This window comes from Mycobacterium sp. IDUB_1, assembly GCF_055419625.1.
In genome coordinates this window covers 282055-305860 of record NZ_JBVAYA010000004.1, presented here as the reverse complement: position 1 = coordinate 305860, position 23806 = coordinate 282055, and the positions used below count along the sequence as shown (strand labels likewise).

23 protein-coding genes are annotated in these 23806 nt (G+C 69.7%); 18 read left to right on the top strand and 5 right to left on the bottom strand.

Features of this window, described 5'->3' with window-relative positions; all coding sequences use genetic code 11:
• The first annotated feature begins 1 nt into the window (after window position 1).
• The 6 genes from cobO (at window position 2) to ACZYYX_RS22400 (ending at window position 8254) form a co-directional block, all read left to right on the top strand.
• Entirely contained in the window at window positions 2-616 is a 615-nt protein-coding gene (gene cobO, locus ACZYYX_RS22425) for a cob(I)yrinic acid a,c-diamide adenosyltransferase (RefSeq protein ID WP_463816830.1), read from the top strand.
• Between the two features lie 111 nt (window positions 617-727).
• On the top strand, window positions 728-2098 hold the full coding sequence (locus ACZYYX_RS22420) for a cobyrinate a,c-diamide synthase (protein ID WP_463816829.1): 1371 nt from the start codon (window positions 728-730) through the stop codon (window positions 2096-2098).
• The gene (gene cobA / locus ACZYYX_RS22415) at window positions 2095-3291 is read left to right on the top strand and encodes a uroporphyrinogen-III C-methyltransferase (protein ID WP_463816828.1); all 1197 of its coding nucleotides are present in this window, start codon (window positions 2095-2097) and stop codon (window positions 3289-3291) included. The genes ACZYYX_RS22420 and cobA overlap by 4 nt, the downstream gene beginning before the upstream one ends.
• Window positions 3292-3324: 33 nt before the next feature.
• Window positions 3325-4926, top strand: coding sequence for an MFS transporter (locus ACZYYX_RS22410; protein WP_463816827.1), 1602 nt, complete (start codon window positions 3325-3327; stop codon window positions 4924-4926).
• Between the two features lie 79 nt (window positions 4927-5005).
• Window positions 5006-6475: an MFS transporter gene (locus tag ACZYYX_RS22405; RefSeq protein ID WP_463816826.1), complete on the top strand. Its 1470-nt coding sequence runs from the start codon at window positions 5006-5008 to the stop codon at window positions 6473-6475.
• Between the two features lie 36 nt (window positions 6476-6511).
• Window positions 6512-8254: a proline--tRNA ligase gene (locus ACZYYX_RS22400; protein WP_463816825.1), complete on the top strand. Its 1743-nt coding sequence runs from the start codon at window positions 6512-6514 to the stop codon at window positions 8252-8254.
• A 3-nt stretch (window positions 8255-8257) separates the two neighbouring features.
• On the opposite strand, the gene ACZYYX_RS22395 is transcribed toward ACZYYX_RS22400, so the two are convergent.
• Both ACZYYX_RS22395 and ACZYYX_RS22390 read right to left on the bottom strand, forming a co-directional pair.
• Window positions 8258-8740, bottom strand: coding sequence for a ferritin-like domain-containing protein (locus tag ACZYYX_RS22395; RefSeq protein ID WP_463816824.1), 483 nt, complete (start codon window positions 8738-8740; stop codon window positions 8258-8260).
• Window positions 8737-9261 (bottom strand): hypothetical protein, encoded by a 525-nt coding sequence (locus ACZYYX_RS22390; protein WP_463816823.1) that lies wholly within the window; start codon window positions 9259-9261, stop codon window positions 8737-8739. Before ACZYYX_RS22390 ends, ACZYYX_RS22395 begins: the two co-directional genes overlap by 4 nt.
• A 147-nt stretch (window positions 9262-9408) precedes the next feature.
• Between ACZYYX_RS22390 and rimP the strand changes: the two genes are divergently transcribed.
• The 7 genes from rimP to ACZYYX_RS22355 all read left to right on the top strand — a co-directional run bounded on the left by rimP (window position 9409) and on the right by ACZYYX_RS22355 (window position 17173).
• On the top strand, window positions 9409-9942 hold the full coding sequence (gene rimP, locus ACZYYX_RS22385) for a ribosome maturation factor RimP (protein ID WP_463816821.1): 534 nt from the start codon (window positions 9409-9411) through the stop codon (window positions 9940-9942).
• The gene (gene nusA / locus ACZYYX_RS22380) at window positions 9939-10988 is read left to right on the top strand and encodes a transcription termination factor NusA (RefSeq protein WP_463816820.1); all 1050 of its coding nucleotides are present in this window, start codon (window positions 9939-9941) and stop codon (window positions 10986-10988) included. Before rimP ends, nusA begins: the two co-directional genes overlap by 4 nt.
• Before the next feature lie 30 nt (window positions 10989-11018).
• The gene (locus ACZYYX_RS22375; protein WP_463816819.1) at window positions 11019-11432 is read left to right on the top strand and encodes a YlxR family protein; all 414 of its coding nucleotides are present in this window, start codon (window positions 11019-11021) and stop codon (window positions 11430-11432) included.
• Between the two features lie 103 nt (window positions 11433-11535).
• Window positions 11536-14343: a translation initiation factor IF-2 gene (infB, locus tag ACZYYX_RS22370; protein ID WP_463816818.1), complete on the top strand. Its 2808-nt coding sequence runs from the start codon at window positions 11536-11538 to the stop codon at window positions 14341-14343.
• 29 nt (window positions 14344-14372) lie between these two features.
• Window positions 14373-14888 carry a 30S ribosome-binding factor RbfA gene (rbfA, locus tag ACZYYX_RS22365; protein ID WP_463816817.1) on the top strand — a complete coding sequence of 172 codons (516 nt, stop codon included), beginning with the start codon at window positions 14373-14375 and terminating at the stop codon, window positions 14886-14888.
• Window positions 14869-15858, top strand: coding sequence for a DHH family phosphoesterase (locus ACZYYX_RS22360; RefSeq protein WP_463816816.1), 990 nt, complete (start codon window positions 14869-14871; stop codon window positions 15856-15858). The genes rbfA and ACZYYX_RS22360 overlap by 20 nt, the downstream gene beginning before the upstream one ends.
• Window positions 15851-17173 (top strand): MATE family efflux transporter, encoded by a 1323-nt coding sequence (locus ACZYYX_RS22355; protein WP_463816815.1) that lies wholly within the window; start codon window positions 15851-15853, stop codon window positions 17171-17173. The genes ACZYYX_RS22360 and ACZYYX_RS22355 overlap by 8 nt, the downstream gene beginning before the upstream one ends.
• 147 nt (window positions 17174-17320) lie before the next feature.
• On the opposite strand, the gene ACZYYX_RS22350 is transcribed toward ACZYYX_RS22355, so the two are convergent.
• On the bottom strand, window positions 17321-18082 hold the full coding sequence (locus tag ACZYYX_RS22350; protein WP_463816814.1) for an enoyl-CoA hydratase: 762 nt from the start codon (window positions 18080-18082) through the stop codon (window positions 17321-17323).
• Window positions 18083-18127: 45 nt separating this feature from the next.
• On the opposite strand from ACZYYX_RS22350, the gene ACZYYX_RS22345 reads away from it, so the two are divergent.
• Window positions 18128-18394, top strand: coding sequence for a DUF2277 domain-containing protein (locus ACZYYX_RS22345; RefSeq protein WP_463816813.1), 267 nt, complete (start codon window positions 18128-18130; stop codon window positions 18392-18394).
• Window positions 18391-18951 carry a DUF1802 family protein gene (locus ACZYYX_RS22340; RefSeq protein ID WP_463816812.1) on the top strand — a complete coding sequence of 187 codons (561 nt, stop codon included), beginning with the start codon at window positions 18391-18393 and terminating at the stop codon, window positions 18949-18951. Before ACZYYX_RS22345 ends, ACZYYX_RS22340 begins: the two co-directional genes overlap by 4 nt.
• On the opposite strand, the gene ACZYYX_RS22335 is transcribed toward ACZYYX_RS22340, so the two are convergent.
• Both ACZYYX_RS22335 and ACZYYX_RS22330 read right to left on the bottom strand, forming a co-directional pair.
• Window positions 18940-20553 carry a CocE/NonD family hydrolase gene (locus ACZYYX_RS22335; RefSeq protein ID WP_463816811.1) on the bottom strand — a complete coding sequence of 538 codons (1614 nt, stop codon included), beginning with the start codon at window positions 20551-20553 and terminating at the stop codon, window positions 18940-18942. The genes ACZYYX_RS22340 and ACZYYX_RS22335 overlap by 12 nt on opposite strands.
• Window positions 20554-20576: 23 nt before the next feature.
• Window positions 20577-21149 carry a DUF3558 domain-containing protein gene (locus ACZYYX_RS22330; protein WP_463816810.1) on the bottom strand — a complete coding sequence of 191 codons (573 nt, stop codon included), beginning with the start codon at window positions 21147-21149 and terminating at the stop codon, window positions 20577-20579.
• 138 nt (window positions 21150-21287) lie between these two features.
• Here ACZYYX_RS22330 and ACZYYX_RS22325 point away from each other — a divergent pair, with 138 nt between their 5' ends.
• Genes ACZYYX_RS22325 through truB form a run of 3 tightly spaced genes read left to right on the top strand, consistent with a single transcriptional unit; the run spans window position 21288 to window position 23805 of the window.
• Window positions 21288-22235, top strand: coding sequence for a metallophosphoesterase family protein (locus ACZYYX_RS22325; RefSeq protein ID WP_463816809.1), 948 nt, complete (start codon window positions 21288-21290; stop codon window positions 22233-22235).
• Complete coding sequence (pptT, locus tag ACZYYX_RS22320) at window positions 22232-22909, top strand: 4'-phosphopantetheinyl transferase PptT (protein ID WP_463816808.1); 678 nt, start codon at window positions 22232-22234, stop codon at window positions 22907-22909. Before ACZYYX_RS22325 ends, pptT begins: the two co-directional genes overlap by 4 nt.
• A complete protein-coding gene (gene truB / locus ACZYYX_RS22315) occupies window positions 22906-23805 on the top strand; it encodes a tRNA pseudouridine(55) synthase TruB (RefSeq protein ID WP_463816807.1) in 900 nt (299 codons plus the stop codon). Before pptT ends, truB begins: the two co-directional genes overlap by 4 nt.
• The last annotated feature ends 1 nt before the right edge of the window (window position 23806 follow it).

The following is a 23806-nucleotide window of genomic DNA, read 5'->3' as shown; positions in this document are numbered from 1 at the left end:
GATGCCTCAGGGTCAGCCCGTGGCTGTACCCCGCGACGGATTGACCACGCGGGCCCGCCGCCACGCGCCGCTGCTCGCAGTGCACACCGGTGCGGGCAAGGGCAAGTCCACCGCGGCGTTCGGGATGGCGCTTCGGGCCTGGAACCAGGGCTTCGACGTGGCGGTGTTCCAGTTCGTCAAGAGCGCCAAGTGGAAGGTGGGGGAGGAAACGGCGCTGTGCGAGCTCGGGCGGGTGCATGCAGAACGTGGAGTCGGCGGACCCGTCGAGTGGCACAAGATGGGTGCGGGCTGGTCGTGGTCGCGTAAGGCCGGCTCCGAGGAGGACCACGCCGCCGCGGCTGCCGAGGGCTGGGCCGAGATCGTACGGCGGCTCGCCGAGGAGCGCCACGACTTCTATGTGCTCGACGAGTTTACCTATCCGCTGAAGTGGGGGTGGGTCGACGTGGCCGAGGTCGTCGACGTGCTGGCGTCGCGGCCCGGCACGCAGCATGTGGTGATCACCGGGCGCGACGCCCCGGCCGCACTGCTCGATGCCGCCGATCTGGTCACCGAGATGGCCAAGGTCAAGCATCCGATGGACGCGGGCCGCAAGGGCCAGCGAGGAATCGAGTGGTGAGCGCAGCGAACCACGACAGACGGGGGTTCCGAGTGGTGAGCGCAGCGAACCACCACAGACGGGGTTCCGAGTGGTGAGCGCAGCGAACCACGACAGACGGGGTTCCGAGTGGTGAGTACCCCGGGGATCGTCATCGCCGCGCCGGCGTCCGGCAGCGGCAAGACCACGATCGCGACCGGGCTCATCGGCGCACTGAGGCGGGCCGGGCATCGCGTCGCCCCGTTCAAGGTCGGCCCCGATTTCATCGACCCGGGCTATCACGGGCTGGCCGCAGGTCGGCCCGGCCGCAACCTCGATCCCGTGCTCGTCGGTGACCACCTCATCGGGCCGCTCTACCGACACGGCAGTGCCGACTCCGACATCGCCGTCGTCGAAGGCGTGATGGGCCTCTTCGACGGGCGCATCAGCGACGCGCCGGCGGCCGGGGCTGCGCGCGGCTCCACCGCCCATGTGGCGGGACTGCTCGGCACCCCCGTGATCCTCGTCGTCGACGCCCGCGGACAGAGCCACAGCGTGGGCGCGCTGGTGCACGGCTTCGCCACCTTCGACAATTCGGTGCGCCTCGTCGGCGTGATCCTCAACCGCGTGGGCTCTGACCGCCACGAGGCGGTGCTACGCCAGGGATGCGAGCAGGCCGGCATCGCCGTGTTGGGCGCCGTCCCGCGGACCGACGAGCTCGCGGTCCCGTCGCGCCACCTCGGGTTGGTGACCGCGATCGAGCACGGCCGGCAGGCGGGGGCCGCGGTCGACGCGATGGCGGAGCTGATCGCCCGGCACGTCGATCTCGCCGCCGTCGTCGCGGCTGCCCGCAGCGATGTCCCCGATGACCCGTGGACCCCGCACGTCTGCGAACCCGCGGGACCACCGGTCACCGTTGCGCTGGCCGCAGGTCGCGCGTTCACGTTCACCTACGCAGAGCACACCGAACTGCTCAGCGCGGCAGGCGCAGACGTCGTCGCCTTCGACCCCCTCACCGAGCCGCTGCCTCCGAACACGGCGGCACTCGTCATCCCCGGCGGCTTCCCGGAGGAGTTCGGCCCGGAGCTCTCCGCGAATCATGCGGCGCGTGAACAGATCGCCGCGCTGGCCGATTCGGGCGCCCCGATCCACGCCGAGTGCGCCGGCCTGACCTACCTGGCCGACGATCTCGACGGGCATCCCATGTGCGGTGTGATCAACGGCTCGGCGTCGTTCACGCCATCGCTGACCCTGGGATACCGAGACGCCGTGGCTGTCACCGACTCGTCGCTGCACCGCATCGGCGATCGCGCCGTCGGGCACGAATTCCACCGCACCGCAATGCATTACGCGCCAGGCCGGCAGCCCGCCTGGCGCTACCGGGGCCGGACGGGCGCGATGGTCGACGACGGTGCGGTCCGGGCGGGTGTGCACGCGGGGTATCTGCACATCCATCCGGCTGCCCATCCAGAAGCCATCGCCCGCTTCGTCCGTGCGGCGGCACGCTCTAAGCTCGCCGGGTGACCGACAACGCCTATCTGGTGGGCCTGCGCCTGGCCGGCAAGAAGGTCGTCGTGGTGGGAGGCGGCACGGTCGCCCAGCGACGCCTGCCCCTGCTGGTGGCCTCCGAGGCCGACGTGCACGTCATCACCGTCGCTGCCACCCCCGCGGTCGAGGCGATCGAGGGAATCACGCTGACGCTGCGGCCTTTTCGTGACGGAGATCTGGAAGACGCCTGGTATGTGATCGCGGCCACCGACGATCCCGATGTCAATGCCGCCATCGTCGCCGAGGCGGAGAGCCGCCGCGTGTTCTGCGTCCGGGCCGACATCGCCGTGGAAGGTACCGCCGTCACCCCGGCCACGTTCGAGTACGAAGGCCTGTCGGTGGGCGTGCTGGCCGGTGGAGAGCACCGCCGCTCGGCGGCCATCCGCTCGGCGATCCACGAGGCGCTGCAGCAGGGCGTGATCGCGGCCGACGCGCCCGGCGTGGTCGCCGGCGGAGTCGCACTGGTCGGGGGAGGTCCCGGTGACCCGGAGCTGATCACCGTGCGCGGCCGCCGGTTGCTCGCCCACGCCGACGTCGTCGTGGCCGACCGGCTCGCGCCGCAGGATCTGCTCGCCGAGCTGTCCCCGGACGTCGAGGTCATCGACGCCGCCAAGATCCCCTACGGCCGCGCGATGGCGCAGGAGGCCATCAACGAGGTCCTCATCGATCGCGCCAAACAGGGCAAGTTCGTGGTCCGCCTCAAGGGCGGCGATCCGTTCGTGTTCGCACGCGGTTACGAAGAGGTGATCGCGTGCGCCGATGCCGGCATTCCGGTGACGATCGTGCCGGGTGTGACCAGTGCCATAGCGGTGCCCGCGTTGGCTGGTGTCCCGGTGACTCACCGGGCGATGACGCACGAGTTCGTGGTGGTCAGCGGCCACGTTGCGCCCGACCACCCCGAATCGTTAGTCAATTGGGATGCGCTCGCCGCTCTCCACGGCACGATTGTTTTGCTGATGGCCGTCGAACGGATCGAGCTTTTCGCCAAAGTCCTGCTCGACGGCGGACGACCTGCGGATACGCCGGTGCTCGTGGTGCAGCATGGAACGACGTCGGCACAGAGAAGTTTGCGGGCGACCCTCGCGGACGCACCGGAACGCATCCGATCCGAAGGAATTCGGCCCCCCGCGATCATCGTGATCGGTGCCGTGGCGGCCTTCGCGGCCTAAAGAGATATTAAGAGTACTGTAAGGTAACTCGTTATGACGGCTCTCAATGACGCAGAGCGTGCCGCCATCTCTCGAGATGCTGAAGGCAAGGGGCGGGGCGCCAACAAGGCCGTACCGGCCCGCATCAGCGCGGCTGCGGACGGAGCCGGTGGCTCACGATCCCCCAAGACGCCGGCCTGGCTGCCGTCGCGGCGCTTCATCGCCGCGGTCATCGCCATCGGCGGCATGCAGCTTCTCGCGACGATGGACAGCACGGTCGCGATCGTCGCGCTTCCCAAGATCCAGGACGAGCTGAGCCTCTCCGACGCAGGACGCAGCTGGGTGATCACCGCCTACGTGTTGACCTTCGGCGGCCTGATGCTCCTCGGTGGCCGCCTCGGTGACGTGATCGGGCGCAAGCGGACCTTCGTCGTCGGCGTCGCTCTGTTCACCATCGCCTCCATCCTGTGCGGGCTGGCTTGGAACGAAGCGACCCTGGTGATCGCCCGGCTGCTGCAGGGCGTCGGGGCGGCGATCGCCTCCCCGACGGCACTGGCATTGATCGCGACCACGTTCCCGAAGGGTCCGGCGCGCAACGCCGCCACGGCGATCTTCGCGGCGATGACCGGCGTCGGCTCTGTGATGGGGCTGATCGTCGGTGGCGCGCTGACCGAGGTGTCGTGGCGCTGGGCGTTCCTGATCAACGTCCCGATCGGCCTGGTCATGATCCACCTGGCCCGCACCACACTGCGCGAGACCCACCGTGAACGGCTCAAGCTCGACGCCACCGGGGCACTTCTGGCCACGATGGGCTGCACCGCCGCGGTGTTCGCGTTCTCGATGGGTCCGGAGGCCGGCTGGGTCTCGCCGATCACCATCGGCTCCGGTGTCGTGGCGATGGCCTGCGGCCTGACCTTCCTGTGGGTGGAGCGCACCGCCGAGAACCCCGTCGTGCCGTTCGAGCTGTTCCGCGACCGCAACCGGCTGTCGACCTTCGCGGCGATCTTCCTCGCCGGCGGCGTGATGTTCACGCTGACCGTGCTGATCGGGCTCTACGTGCAGGACATCATGGGCTACAGCGCGCTGAAGGCGGGCGTCGGGTTCATCCCGTTCGTCATCGCCCTGGGCATCGGACTCGGCGTGTCGTCGGCGCTGGTGTCGAAGTTCCCGCCCCGCGTGCTGGTCATCGGCGGCGGCATCCTGGTGCTGGCGGCGATGCTCTACGGCTCGACGCTGGACGCCAACATTCCCTACTTCCCGAACCTGGTGCTGCCCATCACGATCGGCGGCTTCGGGATCGGCATGATCGTGGTGCCGCTGACGGTGTCGGCGATCGCCGGCGTCGGGTTCGATCAGATCGGTCCGGTATCGGCGATCGCACTGATGCTGCAGAGCCTCGGCGGGCCGGTCGTGCTCGCGATCATCCAGGCGGTCATCACGTCCCGCACGCTGTACCTGGGCGGCACCAACGGCCCGGTCAAGGACATGAACGCCGTGCAGCTGCACGCTCTCGACCAGGGCTACACCTACGGTCTGCTGTGGGTGGCCGCAGTCGCGGTGATCGTCGGCGCGGTGGCGCTGTTCATCGGGTACACCGCCGAGCAGGTGGCGCACGCGCAGGAAGTCAAGGACGCGATCGACGCCGGAGAGCTTTAGCTCCAGCGCGATTACGGCGTGCTGACCGTCGCACAGCGACGACCAACACGCCGAAGTCGCACCGGTAGGGTGGCGAACCATGTCCTCCCGGGCCCCGCTGGCGTCCTCGTTGGGCATCGCGATCGTCGCGATCACCGGCATGCAGCTGATGGCCACCCTCGACGGGACCATCGTGATCGTCGCTCTGCCGCGCATGCAGGCCGACCTCGGCCTCTCCGATGCGGGCAAGAGCTGGGTGATCACCGCTTACGTGCTGGCCTTCGGTGGTCTGCTGCTGCTCGGCGGGCGCATCGGTGACGCCATCGGCCACAAGCGGGCGTTCCTGTCCGGAGTCGGCGTGTTCACGATCGCATCGCTGATCTGCGGGCTGGCCAACGACGAGGCCACGCTCGTCATCGCCCGCGCGGTGCAGGGCATCGGCGCGGCGGTGGCCGCCCCGACGGGTCTGGCGCTCATCGCGACGACCTACGCCGTCGGAGAGCCACGCAACCGCGCGCTCGCCGTCTCCGCGGCCATGCAGGGCCTCGGCTCTGTCCTGGGGCTGGTGCTCGGGGGCGCCGTCACGGGCATCTCGTGGCGGCTGGCGTTCCTGGTCAACGTGCCGATCGGGGTGGCGATCATTGCGATCGCGGTGTTCCGGCTGACCGAGACCCACCTCGAGCGCATCAAGCTCGACATCACCGGTGCGCTGCTGGCCACGCTGGCCTGTACATCGGCGGTGCTGGTCTTCACCCAGGGCCCGGCGCTGGGTTGGGGCGATCCGTGGGTGATCGGCGCCGCGGTGGCCGCCGTCGTCTTTCTCGTCGCGTTCGTGCTCGACGAGCGCGGTGCGGACAATCCGCTCGTGCCGCTGTCGATCTTCGACAGCCGGCACCGCATCGCGTCGTTCGTGGCGTACTTCCTGGCCGGCGGCGTCATGCTCACGTTGTCGGTGATGATCGGCCTGCTCGTCCAGGATGTCCTCGGGTACTCGCCGCTGCGGGCCGGCATCAGCTTCCTGCCGTTCGCGGCCGCTTTCGTCGTCGGCAACGTGATCGCGACCTATGTCGCACCCCGGATCGCGCCGCGCTGGGTGATCCTCGGCGGAGGCGTGCTGGTGCTGCTGGCCATGCTCTACGGCTCGACGCTGGACCGATTCGTGCCCTACTTCCCCGACCTGTTCGTGCCCGTCGTGGTGGGCGGGCTCGGCATCGGCGTGATCTCGGTGATCCTGCCGCTGTGTCTGCTGGCCAACGTTCCCGCCCGTCGGATCGGCTCGCTGTCGTCGGTCACGTTGATGGTGTTCAACCTCGGCGGTCCGCTGGTCCTCGTGGTGGTCCAGGCCGTGCAGGTCTCCCGCACGCTGTACCTGGGAGGCACCACCGGCTCGGTCACGGCCATGACACCCGCGCAGCTCGACGCCCTTGGTCACGGGTACACCTACGCGCTGCTGTGGGTGGCTGCGATCGCGATCCTCGTCGGCGTCGCGGCGCTGTTCATCGGCTACCCGGCGCGCGACATCGCCCGGGCCCGAGAGACCAGGGAAGCCGTGGAGGCGGGGGAGCTCTAGGCAGGCCGTCGCAAAAGTGGCCTAAGGTGGTCGGCTGTGATCACCCGCATGTCCGAGCTGTTCCTGCGCACACTGCGCGACGACCCGGCCGACGCCGAAGTGCCGAGCCACAAGCTGCTGATCAGGGCCGGCTACGTCCGGCCGGTCGGTCCCGGGCTCTACAGCTGGCTGCCCCTCGGGCTCAAGGTGCTTCGCAGGATCGAGGCGATCGTCCGCGACGAGATGAACGCCATTGGCGGACAGGAGATCCTGTTCCCGGCGCTGCTGCCGCGCGCGCCCTACGAGACCACCAACCGCTGGACCGAGTACGGCGACACGTTGTTCCGATTGCAGGACCGGCGCGACAACGACTACCTGCTGGGCCCCACCCACGAGGAGATGTTCACCCTGACCGTCAAGGGTGAGTACTCGTCGTACAAGGACTTTCCGCTGCGGCTCTACCAGATCCAGAACAAGTACCGCGACGAGGCGCGTCCCCGCGCCGGCATCCTGCGGGGCCGCGAGTTCCTGATGAAGGACTCGTACTCGTTCGACATCGACGAAGACGGTCTGAAAAAGGCCTACCACGCGCACCGAGAGGCATATCAGCGGATCTTCGCCCGCCTCGCGGTCCGCTACGTGATCGTGTCCGCGGTGTCCGGGGCGATGGGCGGCAGCGCCTCTGAGGAATTCCTCGCCGAGAGCGAGGTCGGTGAGGACACCTACGTGCGGTGTGTCGAGTCCGGCTACGCGGCCAACGTCGAGGCCGTCGTCACGGCGGTTCCCGAGTCGATCCCCTTCGACGGGCTTCCCGAGGCGACGGTGTACGAGACCGGAAACACCCCGACGATCGCGACACTGGTCGACTGGGCCAACTCCGCCGACCTGGGGCGCACCGTCACGGCGGCCGACACCCTGAAGAACGTCCTGATGAAAATCCGTGTGCCCGGCGGTGACTGGGAGTTGCTGGCCGTCGGCGTGCCCGGGGACCGCGAGGTCGACGAGAAGCGCCTCGGCGCGGCACTGGAGCCGGCCGAGTTCGCGATGCTCGACGACGCGGACTTCGCGAAGTACCCGTTCCTGAAGAAGGGGTACATCGGTCCGAAAGGGTTGCTGGCCAACGGGGTTCGCTATCTGGTCGATCCCCGTGTGGTGGACGGCACCGCGTGGATCACCGGCGCCGACGAGGTCGGCAAGCACGTCGTCGACCTGGTCGCGGGGCGCGATTTCGTCGCCGACGGCACGATCGAGGCCGCCGAGGTGAGGGAGGGGGATCCGTCGCCGGACGGGGCGGGCCCGCTGGTGGCCGCCCGCGGGATCGAGATCGGCCACGTGTTCCAGCTCGGCCGCAAGTACGCCGACGCATTCACTGCCGACGTGCTCGGCGAGGACGGCAAACCGGTGCGCCTGACGATGGGCAGCTACGGGATCGGGGTGTCCCGGCTGGTGGCGGTGATCGCCGAGCAGCAACACGACGAACTGGGGTTGCGGTGGCCGTCGTCGGTGTCGCCGTTCGACGTGCACGTGGTGATCGCGAACAAAGACGCCGAGGCGCGCGCCGGGGCAACGGAATTGGCCGCCGATCTGGACCTCCGCGGCGTCGACGTACTGCTCGACGACCGGACCGCGTCACCGGGGGTCAAGTTCAAGGACGCCGAACTGCTCGGTGTGCCGTGGATCGTCGTGGTCGGTCGCGGCTGGGCCGACGGCGTCGTGGAACTGCGGGACCGGTTCAGCGGTGACAAGCGCGATGTCCCCGCGGGCTCGGCGTCCGAGGAGATCCTCGCAGCGATCCGCTAGCTGCTACTCGGTACCGCCGGGGAACGGCACCGTGACAGGTGTCGTCCCGACGACACCGCGCCATCGCGCGGCGGTGACCGCGGTTTCGAGCATCGCGGCCACACCGAACGCGCGCACTTTCTCGTCGGTCGCCTGCTCGACGACCGCCCGCCACGCGGTCGCGGCGTCGTCTTCCATGCGTACTGCGAGCGAGGCTGCCTGGGTGGGGGTGTCGACTTCCGAGGGCATCGAGTAGCCCGCCGCTGGCAGCGGCACGGCGCCCCCGGTGTCCTCGAGCAACTTGATCGCGGCCTCGCGCCGAGCCCGGTGTTCGGCCATCGCGCCGGCGACCAGACTGTTGTCCTCCGGGGTGGAGTGCGCCGACACCAACCCGTATCCGTAGATCGTCGCGTGTTCGACGGCGACCGCGTCGAACAGCGCGCCCAGAGCGGGGTCGGCGGGACGTGTGGTCGGGCCCTGAGTAGGACTCGGCGTCGGAGATGTCACCCGGCACCGCCGGGGGAGGCCAGTGCCACGGTGTAGGCGGCCGTGCAGGCCGCGGCGATCGAGGCGAGCAATCCGGCGCGGTAGCCCGACAGCGTCGCCGCGGAGTGCGATGCGCTGTCGGCCGACGCGCGCAACGACCCGACGATGTCGTCGGCGTTCGGCGGCGGTGGCTCGGGGGTGCCCGCCGCCGGGCTCGCCGACGTCGTCACCGTCACGCCGGTACTCGGCGCGGCCGCGCCGGTCAGCCGGACGATCTCGTCGGAGAGGGCCTGTTCGTGAGCGGTGCGCAAGTGCGCGATCTCGGTCAGGGTTGCCGCGGCGCGGCCGCGCAGCGCGGCGGCCGCCTGGCCGGCGAGCCGACTGTCGGCGCGGGCCCGGTCGAGTGCGGTGGTGAGGTCGTCGAGATCCGGCGGGGGTGGCGGAGCGCCACATGCGGCGGCCGCGACGGCGGGCAGGAGGGCGAGCCCGGCCAGCACCTGACGGCGGCGCAGGGTCGGCGGGCGGCTCGGCACGTGCCACATCCTGCCATTGCGCCCTGTGGCGACGAGCCCGACGTCTCCCGCACAGGCCCGCGGAGGTGGCACTTTCGTTCTTCGGACCGTCTGCCTGGCGTATCGTAGGGTCCCGTTCGACCAGTTCGAGAGACAACTCAAGACGAGGAGTTCACCGTGGCGGAGCGGTATGCGGGATTGCCGTCGCAGCGACAGGTGATCGATTTGCTCGCCGAGGAGTTCGCGCGCGCCGGGTACGACATCGAAGACGTCGTGATCGACGCGGCGGCGCGCCCGCCCCGGGTGACGGTGATCGCCGACGGTGACAAGGGTCTCGACCTCGACACGATCGCCGAACTGTCCCGGACCGCCTCGGCCCTCCTCGACGATCTCGACTCGCAGGCCTACACGCTGGAGGTCACCTCGCCCGGGGTGGACCGACCACTGAGCACCGACACGCATTTCCGCCGCGCCCAGGGGCGGCTGGTGGAACTCACGTTGGCCGACGGCTCCACGCTGACCGGCCGGCTGGGTGAACTGCACGACTCCACCGTGGACGTCGTGGTGCGCGACAGGCCACGACGCGCTCTGTCCGTGCGTGCGGTCGCGCGGGAGGAAATCGCCAAAGCTGTTGTCCAGGTGGAATTCTCACCACCGAGTCCGCAAGAGCTGGAGCTCGCGGGCCAAACCGGAAGGCACGGTGGATCATGAACATCGACATGGCCGCGCTGCACGCGATCGAGGCCGACAAGGGAATCTCGGTCGATGTGGTCGTCGAGACCATCAAGTCGGCCCTGCTGACGGCCTACAAGCACACCGAAGGGCATGAGGCCGACGCCCGCATCGACGTCGACCGCAAGACCGGTGTCGTGAAGGTGATGGCGCGGCAGACCGACGTCGACGGCAACGTGTTGCACGAGTGGGACGACACCCCGGAAGGGTTCGGCCGGATCGCGGCGACCACAGCCCGTCAGGTGATCTTGCAACGGCTGCGGGACGCGGAGAACGAGAAGAACTACGGAGAGTTCTCCGCCCGTGAGGGCGACATCGTGGCCGGCGTGATCCAGCGTGACGCCCGCGCCAATGCCCGCGGCCTCGTCGTCGTCCGCATGGGCAGCGAGACGAAGGGCTCCGAGGGGGTGATCCCGGCGGCCGAGCAGGTACCGGGGGAGAGCTACGAACACGGCGATCGGCTGCGGTGCTACGTCGTCGGTGTGTCCCGTGGGGCGCGCGAACCCCTGATCACGTTGTCCCGCACGCACCCGAATCTGGTCCGCAAACTCTTCTCCCTGGAGGTCCCCGAGATCGCCGACGGCTCGGTGGACATCGTCGCCGTCGCCCGCGAGGCCGGGCACCGCAGCAAGATCGCGGTGGCCTCGCGCGCGCCGGGACTCAACGCCAAAGGGGCGTGCATCGGGCCGATGGGCCAGCGGGTGCGCAACGTGATGAGCGAGCTGTCCGGGGAGAAGATCGACATCATCGACTTCGACGAGGACCCGGCGAAGTTCGTCGCCAACGCGTTGTCCCCGGCCAAGGTCGTGTCCGTGACGGTGATCGATGAGGTGGCCAAGGCGGCGCGTGTCATCGTCCCGGACTTCCAGCTCTCGCTGGCCATCGGCAAGGAAGGGCAGAACGCGCGGCTGGCGGCGCGGCTCACCGGCTGGCGCATCGACATCCGCAGCGATGACGCGGCGTCGGACACCGGTCGCGGCGGGCGGCGGTCCGACGCGGCCCGCGGCGCGGCGGGCGAGCAGTAACGAGTCGCGCCCCGGTTCTGCCGTAGACCCATGCCGCGGACCGATTTCCTTTTGGACGACATCGTGACGGTAGACTCAGCTGTGATCCAGCGCGAGAGATCGGCTCGGACGCAGAAAAGCAGCGACAACCCCTCCGGGGGCCCGGTGCGGACCTGCATCGGATGTCGACGACGAGAGCTGGCCGCCGATCTGCTTCGGGTCGTCGCCGTCGACGGCGGGCAGGGTCCTGGGAATGACACCAGGGTCGTGACCGTTGACGAGGCGAAGAGGCTTCCGGGGCGGGGTGCATGGCTGCATCCCGATCCAGGGTGTCTAAACGAGGCGGTTCGCCGGCGAGCCTTCGGCCGAGCGCTCCGGATCACCGGTTCACCGGACATCACCGCGGTGGTCGAGCGTTTCGCGGAATACGAAACGCTTGAGGCACCCGGGCAAGAGAACAGGTAGCGAAAAGAACATGAGCACACCGTGAAGTCCCGATGACCATGCGTCATAGCTAACCCGAGGCGCGGCGCCTACCACCGCTGTCGCCTCTCAGACAGGAGATGTAGTGGCAGGTAAGGCCCGCGTGCACGAGTTGGCTAAGGAACTCGGTGTCACAAGTAAGCAAGTTCTGGCGCGACTGAGCGAACAAGGTGAGTTCGTCAAGTCGGCGTCGTCCACGGTGGAGGCGCCCGTCGCCCGCCGATTGAGGGAGTCGTTCGGCGGCTCCAAGCCCTCTGGTTCTGCGAGCAGCAGCAACGGCTCCGCCCAGGCAGCACCGGTCAAGCCCGGCCCGCGGCCCGGCCCCCGACCGTCCGCGCCGGCGGCTCAGCAGCCTGCCGCGCCGGCCCCCGCCGCCCCCGCGGCACCTGCGGCCCCCACCCCGAGCGCACCGCCCGCCGCGCCGCAACCGGCTCAGGCTCCGCCCGCGGCCGCTTCCGCGCCGTCAGCGCCGTCCGCGCCGTCCGCGGCGCCGCGCCCGGGTCCGGCACCCGGCCCCACACCGGGCCCTCGGCCCGGTCCCGGCGGCCCCCGCCCCGGGGCCCCCAAGCCCGCCGGGCGAACCCCGCGCGTCGGCAACAATCCGTTCTCGTCGCAACAGCCGGTGGAACGGCCCGCACCCCGGCCCCAGGCCGGGCCCGGCGGTCCCCGCCCAGCTCCCGGCGCAGGCGGACCCCGCCCCGGCGGCGGCCCGCGGCCCGGCGCCTCGCCCGGCAACATGCCTCCCCGTCCGCAGGGAGCCCGTCCCGGTGGCGGTCCTCGCCCCGGTGGCGGTCCGCGTCCCGGCGGCGGTCCTCGGCCGGCTCCCGGTGGCGCCGGTCGTCCCGGTGGCGGCGGCGGTGGCGGCGGTAACTACCGCGGCGGCGGTGCCGGCGGCGGCGGCGGTGCGCCCGCAGGCGGCGGTTTCCGCGGTCGTCCCGGCGGCGGTGGCGGTGGACGCCCCGGCCAGCGCGGAGGCGCGGCAGGTGCGTTCGGTCGTCCCGGCGGCGCAGTCCGCCGAGGTCGCAAGTCGAAGCGGGCGAAACGCGCCGAGTACGAGAACATGCAGGCCCCGGTGGTCGGTGGCGTGCGGTTGCCGCACGGCAACGGCGAGACCATCCGGCTGCCACGCGGCGCGTCGCTGGTCGACTTCGCCGACAAGATCAACGCCAACCCGGCCTCGCTGGTCCAGGCGCTGTTCAACCTCGGTGAGATGGTCACTGCGACCCAGTCGGTAGACGATTCGACGCTCGAGCTGCTCGGCAGCGAGATGAATTACGTCGTGCAGGTCGTGTCCCCGGAGGACGAAGACCGCGAGCTGCTGTCGTCGTTCGACCTCACCTACGGCGAGGACGAGGGCGACGAGGACGATCTCGAGTTCCGTCCCCCTGTGGTCACCGTCATGGGTCACGTCGACCACGGCAAGACCCGACTGCTCGACACGATCCGTAACGCCACCGTCCGCGAGGGCGAGGCCGGCGGCATCACCCAGCACATCGGCGCTTACCAGGTCCTTACCGAACTGGACGGCAACGAGCGACTGGTCACCTTCATCGACACGCCGGGCCACGAAGCGTTCACCGCCATGCGTGCCCGCGGCGCGAAGGCCACCGACATCGCGATCCTCGTGGTCGCGGCTGACGACGGCGTCATGCCACAGACGGTGGAGGCCATCAACCACGCGCAGGCGGCCGACGTGCCGATCGTCGTGGCGGTCAACAAGATCGACAAGGAGGGCGCGGACCCGGCCAAGATCCGTGGCCAGCTCACCGAATACGGGCTGGTCGCCGAGGACTTCGGTGGCGACACCATGTTCGTCGACATCTCGGCCAAGCAGGGCACCAATATCGACGCCCTGCTCGAAGCGGTCATCCTGACAGCTGACGCCGCGCTGGACCTGCGGGCCAACCCGGACATGGAGGCCCAGGGCGTCGCGATCGAGGCCCATCTGGACCGTGGTCGCGGCCCGGTGGCCACCGTGCTCATCCAGCGCGGCACGCTGCGCGTCGGAGACTCGATCGTGGCCGGCGATGCCTACGGCCGCGTGCGCCGCATGGTCGACGAGCACGGCGAGGACGTCGCGGAGGCGCTGCCGTCGCGACCGGTCCAGGTCATCGGCTTCACCTCGGTGCCCGGTGCAGGTGACAACCTGCTCGTCGTCGACGAGGACCGGATCGCCCGGCAGATCGCTGATCGCCGAAGTGCACGTAAGCGCAACGCGCTGGCCGCACGGACGCGCAAGCGCATCAGCCTCGACGATCTCGATGCAGCGTTGAAGGAGACTTCGCAGCTGAACCTGATCCTCAAGGGCGACAACTCCGGCACCGTCGAGGCGCTGGAGGAGGCCCTGCTGGGGATCGAGATCGACGACGAGGTGGAGCTGCGGGTCATCGACCGCGGTGTCGGTGGTGTCACCGAGACCAACGTCAACCTGGCATCGGCATCGGACGCGATCATCATCGGGTTCAACGTGCGTGCCGAGGGCAAGGCCACCGAGCTCGCGAACCGCGAGGGCGTCGACATCCGGTACTACTCGGTGATCTACCAGGCGATCGACGAGATCCAGAGCGCGCTCAAGGGCATGCTCAAGCCGATCTACGAGGAGAAGGAGCTCGGCCGTGCCGAGATCCGGGCGATCTTCCGGTCGTCCAAGGTCGGCAACATCGCCGGTTGCCTCGTCACCTCGGGCATCATGCGTCGTAACGCCAAGGCACGTCTGCTCCGTGACAACGTCGTCGTTGCGGAGTCGGTCACCATTTCGTCGCTCAAGCGCGAAAAGGATGACGCCACCGAGGTGCGGGACGGGTACGAGTGCGGTTTGACGCTCACCTATTCCGACATCAAGGAGGGTGACGTCATCGAGGCGTACGAGCTGGTCGAGAAGGCGCGCACCTGATGACCGGACGTTCATGATCGGACACGCTCATGGCTGATCCTGCACGCGCGAAGCGGATGGCCAAGCGGATATCCACGATTGTCGCGTCGGCAATCGAGTACGAGATCAAAGATCCTCGGCTCGCCGGCGTGACGATCACGGATGCCAAGGTCACCAACGACCTGCACGACGCGACGCTGTTCTACACGGTGCTGGGCCGGTCCCTCGACGAGGAACCGGACTACGAAGGCGCCGCCGTCGGGCTGGAGAAAGCCACAGGCGTCCTCCGCACCAAGGTCGGGGCCTCGCTCGGGGTGCGCTTCACCCCGACGCTGGCCTTCGAACGCGACACCGTCCCCGACGCGGCCCACCGGATGGAGGAGCTGCTGGCCAGGGCGCGCGCGGCCGATGAGGATTTGGCGAGAGTTCGCGAAGGTGCCAAGCACGCTGGCGAGCCGGACCCGTACCGTGTAATCGGGGCGGAGGACGAAGACCACGGGCCAGACGAGGCGAACGCTGAGGACACCGGTGACTCCGACACGCTCCATGACCGACACGACCGCTGACGCCTTGACGGGTGCCCGGGTCGACGCCAGGGGCGCCGCCGAGTTGCTGGCCTCAGCGGGGTCGGTCAGCGTGCTCTGCCACGTCCACCCTGACGCCGACACCGTGGGTGCGGGTCTGGCTCTGGCCCTGGTTCTCGACCGGATCGGCACCAGCGTGCAGGTCACGTACGCAGAGCCGGCTGAGCTGCCCGATTCCCTGCAGTCGCTGCCGGGCGGTCGGCTGCTGGTGGCCCCCGATGATCTGCGCCGAGATGTCGACCTGGTCGTCACGGTCGACGTACCCAGCATCAATCGACTCGGCGGGCTGTCGGACCTGGTGACCGCCGACCGGCCGGTCCTCGTCATCGACCATCACCACAGCAACCAGATGTTCGGCACCGCCAACTTCGTCGACGCGACGGCCGATTCGACGACGATGATGATCGCGGACCTCCTCGACGCGTGGGGCGAGCCGATCGACGAGGCCGTCGCGCACTGCGTCTACGCGGGCCTGACCACCGACACCGGATCGTTCCGCTGGGCTAGTGCGCGGGGGCTGCGGCTGGCTGCGCGCCTGATCGAGCTCGGCGTCCACAATGCCGTCGTGAGCCGCACGCTGATGGACACGCACCCGTTCGCGTGGCTGCCGATGCTGTCGCGGGTGCTGGGCACAGCGCAGCTGATTCGCGGGGCGTGTGACGGGCGAGGCTTCGTCTACGCCGTGGTCTCACACCAGGAATGGCTCGATGCCCGGCCCGAAGAGGTGGAGAGCATCGTCGACATCGTGCGCACCACCCAGGAGGCCGAGGTGGCCGCGGTGTTCAAAGAGATCCGGCCGGCGCAGTGGTCGGTGTCGATGCGGTCCAAGGCACTCGACGTCGCTGCGGTCGCCGCCACGTTCGGCGGGGGCGGTCACCGGTTGGCCTCGGGATTCTCCGCGACGGGCAGCGCCGAGGACGTCGTTTCAGCTCTGTGCAGGGTTCTTGGCTGACGCCGACGGGGCCCTGGCGCCCGCCACCAGCCGGCGCATCGCCGCACTGGCGTTCCCAGCGCTCGGTGTGCTCGCCGCCGAACCTCTCTACCTCCTGTTCGACCTCGCCGTGGTGGGGCGCCTCGGTGCGCTGAGTCTGGCGGGGCTGGCGATCGGCGCGCTGATCATGGGCGTGCTGAGCTCGCAGTTGACGTTCCTGTCCTACGGCACGACGGCGCGTGCGGCGCGCTTCTACGGCCGCGATGACCGCGCGGCAGCGGTTGCCGAGGGCGTTCAGGCGACGTGGTTGGCCGCGGCGATCGGCACGGTGGTCGTGGTCGCCGTGCAGATCTTCGCGGTCCCGCTCGTCACGGCGCTGGCCGCGGGCGGAGACATCGCCGCCGCGGCGCTGCCGTGGGTGCGCATCGCCAGTCTGGCGGTCCCGGCGATTCTGGTGGCCGCCGCGGGCAACGGGTGGATGCGTGGCGTGCAGGACACCGCCCGGCCCCTGCGCTACGTGGTGATCGGCTTCGCCATCGCGGCGGTCCTGTGCCCGACGCTCGTGTACGGCTGGTTCGGAGCGCCGGCCCTGGGCCTCGCCGGGTCGGCGGTCGCGAACGTCATCGGTCAGTGGATCGCGGCGGTCCTGTTCCTGCACGCGCTGCGTGTCGAGCGGGTGCCGATTCGCCCGCGCCCGGCAGTGTTGCGCGCGCAGATGGTGATGGGCCGCGACCTGGTGATCCGGACGATGGCGTTCCAAGCGTGCTTCATCTCGGCGGGTGCGGTGGCGGCGCGGTTCGGGGCAGCGGCTGTGGCCGCCCACCAGGTGGTGCTGCAGCTGTGGAGTTTCCTTGCGCTGGTGCTGGATTCGTTGGCGATCGCGGCACAGTCGCTGGTGGGCGCCGCGCTGGGTGCGGGCAAGCTGCGGCACGCCCAGTCGGTGGCCTGGCGGGTGACGGTGTTCTCTGCGGTGGCGGCGAGCGTGCTGGCGGCGCTGTTCGCGCTCGGCGCCTCGGTGGTGCCGGCCGTGTTCACCGACGATCGCACGGTGCTCGACCAGATCAGCGTGCCGTGGTGGTTCCTGGTCGCGCAGCTGCCGGTCGCCGGAGTGGTGTTCGCGCTCGACGGCGTGCTGCTCGGCGCCGGCGATGCCCGGTTCATGCGGACGGCGACGCTGGTCAGCGCGCTGCTGGGGTTCCTGCCGCTGATCTGGCTGTCGCTGGTGTTCGGGTGGGGTCTGCTCGGCATCTGGTCGGGGCTGAGCACGTTCATGGTGCTGCGGCTGGTGTTCGTCGGCTGGCGCACGCTGTCGGGTCGCTGGCTGGTCCCGGGTTGACCAGCCCTTCGGCGAGCGCGCGGGTTTGTACAGCGGCGCGCCGCCGGTCCTGTACATCTGCGTGCGCTCGTCGCCGCCGAGCGCACGCGGACTGCCGCCCAGGCCGGCGTGTCGGCGTGCAGACCCGCGCGCTCGCCGAACAACCGGTCAGCGCACTTGGCTGCGGCCGCGCTCGATGACCGTCGCGCGGCTCGCCGCGATGTCGTCGCCGGAGGCGCTCTTCATCCACTCCCGCGCCGACGCCGCCTCGAGCCACAGCGGACCGCTGGTCTGCGTGTCGTCGATCAGGTGGTACGAGCGCATCAGGGCGCGCACGGCCTTCTGGTTGTTGCCGACGATCGACGTCGCGACCTGGCGCGCGGTGTCGAGAAGCTGATCGTGCGGCACGACCTGCGTGACCAGGCCGGTGCGCAACGCCTCGTCGGCCGACAGGTAATCCCCGGTCATGCTCATCCGGCGCGCCATCCCGACACCCACCTTCTGCGGCAGCCGGACCGACAGCCCCCACGTCGGAAGCAGACCGACCCGCGCATGGGTGTCGGCGAAGCGCGCGTTCTCCGACGCGATCAGGATGTCGCAGTACAGCGCGATCTCGAGGCCACCGGTGACCGCCGCGCCGTTGATCGCGCCGATCACGGGCTTGGACATCGGCGGCCACTTGGGTGAGATGTCGGGCAACTCCGTGGTGTTGCCCAGCTCCTTGAGATCGAGGCCGGCGCAGAACACCGGGTCGGCGCCGGTGACGATGACGACGTCGACGCTGTCGTCGTCCTCCGCCGCCCGCAGCGCCGCGTAGAACTGGCTGCGCAGCGCCGCCGAGAGCGCGTTTCGCGCATCGGGGCGGTTGAGCGTCAGCGTGCGGATCCGGTCGCGCGTGTCGATGAGCAGGACGTCGGAGGCGTTGGTCATCCGCTCACCGTATCGACCTGGCGACCCGCGCCTATCGTGGAGGTCATGTGCCGAAACATCACCGAATTGCGCGGCCTGGAGCCAGCGGCGACCGACGAGGAGGTCGAAGCCGCCGCACGCCAGTACGTCCGCAAGGTCAGCGGGATCACCCGCCCGTCCGGCCCCAACGTCGAGGCTTTCGAGACCGCGGTGGCCGAGGTGACCGCGACCACCCGGCGTCTGCTGGATGGTCTGGCGCCGCGCCGCCAACCACCGAAAACCATTCCGCCCCTTCGCCGTCCCGAGGTGCGGGCCCGGCTCGCGCAACGATGACAGCGACGCTGACCAGCCCCGGGCTCAAGGAGTGGAGCGCGGCGGTGCACGCCCTGCTGGACGGCAGGCAGACCGTGCTGCTGCGCAAGGGCGGAATCCACGAGAAGCGCTTCGAGGTGGCCGCCCCGCGCTTCCTGCTGTTCCCGACCGTCGCGCACAGCCACCTCGACCGGGTGCGGCCCGAGCATCGGGACCTTCTCGAGCCCGCTGCAGCCGACAGCACTGAGGATCAGATCGTGGTGCGTGCCGGTGCCCGTGTGATCGACGCGATCGAGGTCGCCCGCCCGGAGAGGATCGATGACATTGCCTCCGAACACATTTGGACAGCTGACTCGATTCAGGAGGATCGGCTGGACTTCCGTCCCCGGCACCGCTTGACGGTGCTCGTGGTCTCGGCCGCAGCCCTGATCGAGCCCGCGACGCTGCCCCGCACTCCCGACTACCGCGGCTGCACCAGCTGGGTGAGCCTGCCGGTCACGCCGCAGTGGGGTGCGCCGGTGCACGACGACGCGGCCCTGCGCCAGATCGCGGCGCGCGTGCGCGGCTCAGTCGGCTGACGGCAACACCAGCCGCGACCTGCCGTCCAGTGCCACCGTGTGCTTGGCCGTCGCCAATGACGTTGCGGTGGAGAGGGTTTCACCGGTGCCCAGGTTCCGGACGAACCGGGGATGCGATCCGCCGGCGATCAGCACCCGGATACGTGACCCGGCCGGGAACACATGGGCCGTCGCGTCGAGGTCGATCCGGACGCTGTCCGCGTCGGGCACCGATGCGAGGTAGCCGTCGCTGACGTTGCGGGAGTTGCCCTGCGCGTCCACCTCGCTGATGCGGACGAAGAGGTCGTTGAAGGGGTTCTCGCACGTGTGCGCGAGTTCGACGAACGGCTCGCCGATGACGCAGAGGTCCGCGGCCAGTGGCGTGCTGGTGAAGGTGAGGACGTCGGCACGGCGGGCCAATGCGGTGTCGTCGCGGTAACCGGAGGCGGGGGAGAGCAGCCGCCCGCCGATCGTCGGGGTGGGGTCGGCCGGGTTGTAGACGAACGAGGCCGTGCCGGTCGACTCGGGCTTGCGCTCGGCCAGGTGGCGGGCCGGATGCAGATGCAGCACCCGGTCGGTCGACGCCGGCGGCCAGTCCGGCAGGTCGCGCCAGCCCGCCCCGGCGACGTGGACGCGCACCGGTGAGGCCCGGCGTAGGGGGATGCCGGACAGGTGCGCACCAAGCCAGTCCAGTGATTCACGCAGTGCGGTCGGCGCGGCGCTGGTCATCATGTGCGAGTGCGTCCAGGGGCCCACCGTCAGACCCGTCGGCACGCCGCGGGAGCTCAGACGCCGGTATTGCTCGAGCGTCTGCTCGAGAAAGAGGTCCTGCCACCCGCTGAGCAGCAGCACCGGGACGTCGGTGCGCTCCAGCGCGTCGCCGAGGTGCAAGCCCGTCCAGAACGGGTCCGTGCTCTCGGGGTGGTCGAGCCAGGACTCGAACCAGCTCGCCCCGTCACCGAGCAGCGCCCTGCTGGACTCGCCGAGCGGAACGCCCAGCGACGCGGCGGTGACCAGCTGCTGCGCGCGGGCCTGCCGGAGCAGCTGGCGCAGCCGGTGCCCGTCCTCTTGGCGGCCGACCAGATCGCTCCAGCCCAGGAAGTCGTTCAGCGCGAACGACCCGGTGCCCCAGCGCGGCCCGGTGACGTCGTGCGGGCCGACGGTGATCACGGCGGCTTTGAATTCGGGCGGCGGGTCGGCCAGCAGCGCCCACTGGGTCCAGCCCAGATAGGACAGCCCGATGGTGCCGAACGTGCCGGTGAACCAGGGTTGTTCGCGCAGCCACGCGACCGTGTCGGCGCCGTCGTCGACCTCGCGGACGAACGGGTCGAACTCGCCGCCGGAGCCGAAGGTCCCGCGCACACTCTGCAGCAGCACGTGGTAACCGCGCGCAGCGTAGACCTGGCCGTACAGCGCGGCGAACGGCCACGCACGCCCGTACGGACCGCGCACCAGCAGGGTGCCCGCGGGCGTGCCGCTGCGCGGGGCGTAGTGGTCGGCGACGAGATCGACCCCATCGCGCATCGGCACCCGCAGCCCGCGGTCGACGTCGACCTCGGTGCTCGGCGGTGGAAGGTGGAGAAGACTGCTCAGCCGGCTCGTCACGGCATGCTTGACGCTCACCTGCGCCAGGCTAGGAGGACCGCTCAGAACTTGTAGAACGGGGCCAGTTCGTGGGCGCGCTGCAGGTTGGTCTGCATGCAGTCCGGGTCGGGCTCGGAGTAGATCGGCGAGTAGAACAGCGATTGCTGCAGCACGCCGTAGCTGGTCTTGAACGCGATCATGCAGGTGATCCACCACCGGTTGTTCCAGTCGGTGGGCTTCATGATCCAGTACTGCGCGGCCCGGTGGCCGTCGATGTCGAGCTCGACCGCGTCGGGCGGCAGCGTCTGCTCGTAGGTGCGCCAGACGAACGCCTCGACCGCCATCTGATAGTTGCCTGCGTCGTAGTGGCAGCGCAGCCCGTCTTCCGGCGCCGGCGGCGTGTACGCCAGCCCGATACGCGCGACGACGTCGAGGGGGATGTCCCGGCACGGATCGAACGGATCAGGATTGACGGTCTCGATCACAGGCCATTTGATCGTGGTCATCGGGATGTCGGTGGACCGCAGCTGAACTGCGTCCGGGCCGGCCACCGGAGCCGGCTGCGCCTGGCACACCACCACGACGGCGGCGACGAGAGCACCCAGTGCCGACAGCAATCGCGCCTTCGCGAGCATCGCACCCCTCAAATCCCGATCCGGCCCCGTCCCTGCCCGGAGTGTAACGGCCGACGACCGGCTTCACGGCAAGACCTTAGAACCTGTTCTAGTTGCCCGGAAGCGGGGGTGGGCGGCGCACCAGTAGGCTCCCAGGTTGTGAACTCCGAGGATCGCCGCCCGACGCTGTGGGCGGTCAGCGATCTTCACACCGGGCACACCGGGAACAAGCCGGTCACCGAGTCCCTGCACCCCGCCAGCCCGGATGACTGGCTGATCGTCGCCGGCGACGTGGCCGAGCGCACCGACGAGATCAGGTGGGCGCTGGATCTGCTGCGCAAGCGGTTCGCGAAGGTGATCTGGGTGCCGGGCAACCACGAGCTGTGGACCACCTCCCGCGATCCGATGCAGATTTTCGGCCGCGCCCGCTACGACTACCTCGTCAACATGTGCGACGAGATGGGCGTGATCACCCCCGAGCATCCTTTCCCGGTGTGGACCGACGAGGGCGGTCCGGCGACGATCGTGCCGATGTTCCTGCTCTACGACTACTCCTTCCTGCCGCAGGGCGCGGGCACCAAGGCCGAGGGGCTGGCGATCGCCAAGGATCGCAACGTCGTGGCCACCGACGAGTACCTGCTGTCGGCCGAGCCGTACTCGACGCGCGACGCCTGGTGCCGGGAGCGGGTCGCCTACACCCGCAAGCGCCTCGAAGAACTGGACTGGATGGACCAGACGGTTCAGGTCAACCACTTCCCGATGGTGCGCGAGCCCTGCGACGCGCTGTTCTACCCCGAGTTCGCGATGTGGTGCGGAACCACCGCGACCGCCGACTGGCACACCCGCTACAACGCGGTGTGCTCGGTCTACGGCCACCTGCACATCCCGCGCACCACCTGGTACGACGGGGTGCGGTTCGAAGAGGTCTCGGTCGGATACCCGCGCGAGTGGCGGCGCCGGCGGCCCTACCGGTGGTTGCGCCAGATCCTGCCCGACCCGCAGTACAGCCCCGGCTACCTCAACGAGTTCGGCGGCCACTTCCAGATCACCCAGGAGATGCGGGAGCACGCGGAGAAGATGCAGCAGCGCATCAGGGATCGGGCATGATCGCTGCGACCCTGCTGGCCGGTGTGCTGCCCGGTGACCTCGACGGTCTCGCCGCGGCCGAACTGTATTCCGATCCCAAGGAATTGGCGCCGCTGCCCGAGGAGGAGCCGCTGATCGCCAAGTCGGTGCCCAAGCGCCGCAACGAGTTCATCAGCGCGCGCTACTGCGCGCGGCAGGCACTCGTCGAGCTCGGCTCAGAACCCGCCCCGATCCTCAAGGGAGACAAGGGCGAACCGTGCTGGCCGGACGGGTTCGTCGGCAGCCTGACCCATTGCGAGGGGTTCCGCGGCGCGGCGGTCGGTCGCCGCGAGCACGTCCGCTCGGTGGGCATCGATGCCGAGCCCAACGGCGTGCTGCCCGATGGTGTCTTCGATGCGATCAGCATCCCGGCCGAGCGTTCGGAACTGACCGCGCTGCCGCCAGGCGTGCATTGGGACCGAGTCTTGTTCTGCGCCAAGGAGGCAACGTACAAGGCCTGGTTCCCGCTGACGCGGCGGTGGCTGGGTTTCGAGGACGCCCACATCACCTTCGACGTCGACGGATCCGGTCAGGCGGGCACGTTCACCTCCGAGATCCTGATCGATCCCGAGGCGCTGTCCGGTCCGCCGCTGACATCGCTGACCGGTCGGTGGGCGGTGCGGGGCGGCATCACGCTGACCGCGATCGTGCTGTGAGTGCGCCGGGTCTGGTCATCGTCGACAAGCCGGCAGGGATGACCAGCCACGACGTGGTGGGCCGGTGTCGCAGGCTGTTCGGCACCCGCAAGGTGGGCCATGCCGGGACGCTCGATCCGATGGCGACCGGCGTGCTCGTGGTCGGAATCGATCGAGCCACCAAGATCCTGGGCCTGCTCACCGCGACCGACAAGTCCTACGACGCGACGATCCGGCTGGGGCAGACGACCACCACCGAGGATGCCGAGGGCGAGGTCTTGCAGACCGTGTCGGCGGCGGAGGTGACCGACGACCAGATCGAGGCGGCGATCGCCCCGTTGCGAGGGGCCATCGAGCAGATCCCGTCGGCGGTCAGCGCGATCAAGGTGGCTGGCAAGCGGGCCTACCAGATGGTGCGCGACGGGGAGTCGGTCGAATTGGCGGCCCGCCCGGTGCGCATCGACCGCTTCGACGTCTTAGCCGTGCGCCGCGGGGGCGATGTTTCCGATGTCGTCGATGTCATCGATGTCGATGTGACGGTGGACTGTTCGAGCGGAACCTACATCCGGGCACTGGCGCGCGACGTGGGGTCCGCGCTCGGGGTGGGGGGTCATCTCACCGCGCTGCGGCGCACCCGGGTGGGCCGGTTCGGCCTCGACCATGCGCGCACGCTCGAGGAACTCGCGGAGGCGCCGACGCTCAGTTACAGCCTCGACGACGCCTGTCTGCAGGCGTTTCCGCGCCGCGACCTGACCGACGCCGAGACGATCGACACCGGCCACGGGCGCGCGCTGGCGGCTGCCGGCGTCGACGGCATCTATGCGGCGACGGCGCCCGACGGCCGGGTGATGGCGCTGCTACGCGACGCCGGGTCGAAAACCACCTCGGTCGTCGTGATCCGCCCGGCGACGCTGTAGA